The sequence below is a fragment of the Delftia sp. ZNC0008 genome (assembly GCF_000799035.1).
In the GTDB taxonomy this organism is placed as follows: Bacteria; Pseudomonadota; Gammaproteobacteria; order Burkholderiales; family Burkholderiaceae_C; genus Comamonas; species Comamonas tsuruhatensis.
Genome location: NZ_JTKZ01000104.1, coordinates 1 through 3,013, shown reverse-complemented (window position 1 = coordinate 3,013; position 3,013 = coordinate 1). Strand labels below are relative to the sequence as shown.

3 protein-coding genes are annotated in these 3,013 nt (G+C 70.5%); all 3 read right to left on the bottom strand.

Translation table 11 applies throughout. The annotated features are described in order from the left end of the window. Positions 1-1,138, bottom strand: a 1,138-nt coding sequence (locus L995_RS03870; RefSeq protein ID WP_047469304.1) for an 8-oxoguanine deaminase, incomplete at its 3' end; no start/stop codon positions are given. Between the two features lie 112 nt (positions 1,139-1,250). Continuing rightward, positions 1,251-2,159 carry a LysR family transcriptional regulator gene (locus tag L995_RS03865; protein ID WP_016447921.1) on the bottom strand — a complete coding sequence of 303 codons (909 nt, stop codon included), beginning with the start codon at positions 2,157-2,159 and terminating at the stop codon, positions 1,251-1,253. A gap of 57 nt (positions 2,160-2,216) precedes the next feature. After that, positions 2,217-3,013 (bottom strand): iron ABC transporter permease (locus tag L995_RS03860; protein WP_047469301.1); only part of this gene is annotated, 797 nt, incomplete at its 5' end.

The window sequence follows — 3,013 nt, the reverse complement described above, 5'->3', positions numbered from 1 at the left end:
CGATGTCGTCGCGCCCCAGCACGCGCGCGCCGCCCAGCGTGGCGATCTCCAGCGCCTCGCGCGCGCCCATGGCGGCAGGGCCGTGGCCCACGCGCTGCAGCAGCAAGGCCTGGCGCGCCTCGCCCAGCATGTGGGCGCCGTCGTTGGAGGCGCTGCCGTCCACGCCCAGGCCCACGGGCACGCCCGCATCGCGCATGGTGCGCACGGGTGCGATGCCCGAGGCCAGGCGCATGTTGGAGCACGGGCAATGCGCCACGCCCGTGCCCGTGCGCGCGAACAGCGCAATGCCCTCGGCATCGAGCTTGACGCAGTGGGCATGCCAGACATCGGGGCCGACCCAGCCCAGGCTTTCGGCGTACTGCGCGGGGGTGAGTCCGAATTTCTCGCGCGAGAAGGCGACGTCGTTGTCGTTCTCGGCCAGGTGGGTGTGCAGCGACACGCCGTGCGCACGCGCCAGCACGGCGGACTCGCGCATCAGCTCGCGCGTCACCGAGAACGGCGAGCATGGCGCCAGCACCACGCGCAGCATGGAGTGGCGTGCGCTGTCGTGGTATTGCTGGATCAGGCGCAGGCTGTCGCGCAGGATGGCTTCCTCTTCCTCCACCACCGCGTCAGGCGGCAGGCCGCCCTTGCTGCGGCCCAGGCTCATGGAGCCGCGCGCCGCATGAAAGCGCATGCCCATCTGCTGCGCCGCGGCGATGGAGTCATCCAGCCGAGCGCCATTCGGATACAGGTACAGGTGGTCGCTGGTGGTGGTGCAGCCCGACAGCATCAGCTCGGCCATGGCGGTCTGGGTGGAGACGTGGATCATCTCCGGCGTGAGGTGCGACCACAGCATGTACAGGTTGGTCAGCCACGAGAACAGCTCCGCATCCTGCGCGGCCGGCACGGCGCGCGTGAGGCTCTGGTACATGTGGTGGTGCGTGTTGACCAGGCCCGGCATCACCACGCGGCCGCGCATGTCCAGCACCTGGGCCGTGCCGTCGTCCACCATGCGGCGGTACTGCGGCGGCAGTTCGGCCGTGGCGCCCACCCATTGCACGGCCGGGCCGTCGGCCACCAGGGCGCCGTCGCGGATCTCGCGGCGCTGCGCATCCATGGTGACGAGTACATCGGCGTTCAGTGCGATCAAGGTCATGGCGTTCTCTTCTTCGAAATGGAAAAGCCGCCAGTCTAGGAAGGACACGCCATTGCCGATAGCGCTGAATTCCGCCCGATGTGTCCACAAAAAGTGGACAAGTGCCTAAGACTCACCGCCCCCCGGCAAACAGCCTTGCCAGCGCCTGGCCGATGGACTGGGCCATCAGCTCGCCCGCCGCGCTCAACTGCCCCCTGGCCCGGCCGGTCAGCACCAGCGTCTGCCGCCGCAGATGCGCATCGCGCAAAGGCACGAAGACCAGGGCATTGCGGCTGCGCTCCTCCATCACGTCCAGCGGGTTGAGCAGGGCAATGCCCTCGCCCAGCATGACCAGGCGCTGGATCAGCGCCATGGAGGTGGACTCGGCCACGGGCGTGACCTCGATGGCGTTGCGCGCAAAGGCTTCGTCCAGCAGGCTGCGGATGGACAGCGGCGGCGCGGGCAGGATGAGCGGATGGCCTATGCACTCGCTGAGCAGCACCGACGATTGGCGTGCCAGCGCATGCCGGGGCGGCACGATGGCGCCGATCTGCCATTCGCTGATGGCCAGCGCGCGCAGCGCGGGGCGTTCGGACAGGTCGTAGGCCAGACCCAGGTCGGCGTCGCCGCCTTCCACGGCAGCCGCGATGTCGCTCAGGGGCAGGTCGATGATGCGCACCACGATGCCCGGGTGGCGCTGGCGGAATTCATGCACCAGCGAGGGCAGCAGCGAGCCGGCCAGCCCCGTGGTCGCGGCCACGGTGATCTCGCCGCTGCGCGCGCCCTGCAGTTCGGCAATGCGCTCGCGCAGCGCCGCATGCTCGCGCAGCGTGGCGCGCACATGGGCCAGCACCATCTCGCCCGTCGGGGTGAGGCGCAGGCGCTTGTGGATGCGCTCGAACAGGGGCGTGCCCAGCTCGGCCTCCAGGTCGAGGATCTGGCGGTTGACGGCCGTGGGGGCCACGTGCAGATGTTCGGCCGCCTTGCGGATGGAACCGCGGCGGACTACTTCGTCGAGATAGCGCAGGACTCTGGCGTGCATGGCACGAGCGTAGCGGGGTTTGCCGGGCCGCGCTTTGCAGCGCCCGGCAGCCCAGGCTCAGCGGGCCGTGCCCGGGCGCTCGGCGCGCAGCGTGCGGCTGAGCATGATCACGGGGATCAGGCCCACCAGCACCAAGGCCAGCGACGGCAGGGCGGCCTCGCCCAGGCGTTCGTCGCGCGCGAGCTGGTAGGCCACGACGGCCAGGGTGTCGCTGTTGAAGGGGCGCAGCACCATGGTGGCGGGCAGCTCCTTCATCACATCGACGAAGACCAGCAGCGCCGCCGCTGCCGTGGAGCGCCTGAGCAGCGGCCAGTGCACGCGCGACAGCATGCCCCAGGCGCCCGTGCCCAGCATGCGGGCCGAGTCGTCCAGGCTGGGCGCGATGCGCGCATAGCCGCTTTGCATGGACTGCAGGGCCACGGCGCAAAAGCGCACCAGGTAGGCCCAGACAATGCCCACGGCGGTGGCCGTGACCAGGCCGGCAAAACCCCATTCGGGTCGCACCTGCTGCACCCAGCCCACGGGCAGCAGCAGGCCGACGACGACCACGGCGCCCGGCACCGCATAGCCCAGGCTGGCCAGTTGCACCACGCCGCGCGTGACGGCCGACTCCTTGTGGCGGCGCACGGCAAACGCCAGGGCCACGGCGATGATGACGGCCAGCACCGAGGTGATGGCGCCCAGGCGCACGCTGTTGAGCGCCCAGTCGAGGAAGCGGTCCCAGGGCAGCACCGACCAGTCGGCCGCCAGCGGGCGCAGCATGAAGAACACGGGCGCCACAAAGCCCATGAGCACGGGCAGCAGGCACGCCAGCCAGGCCAGCGCGCAGCGCCAGCCGCGCAGGCGCAGCGGCT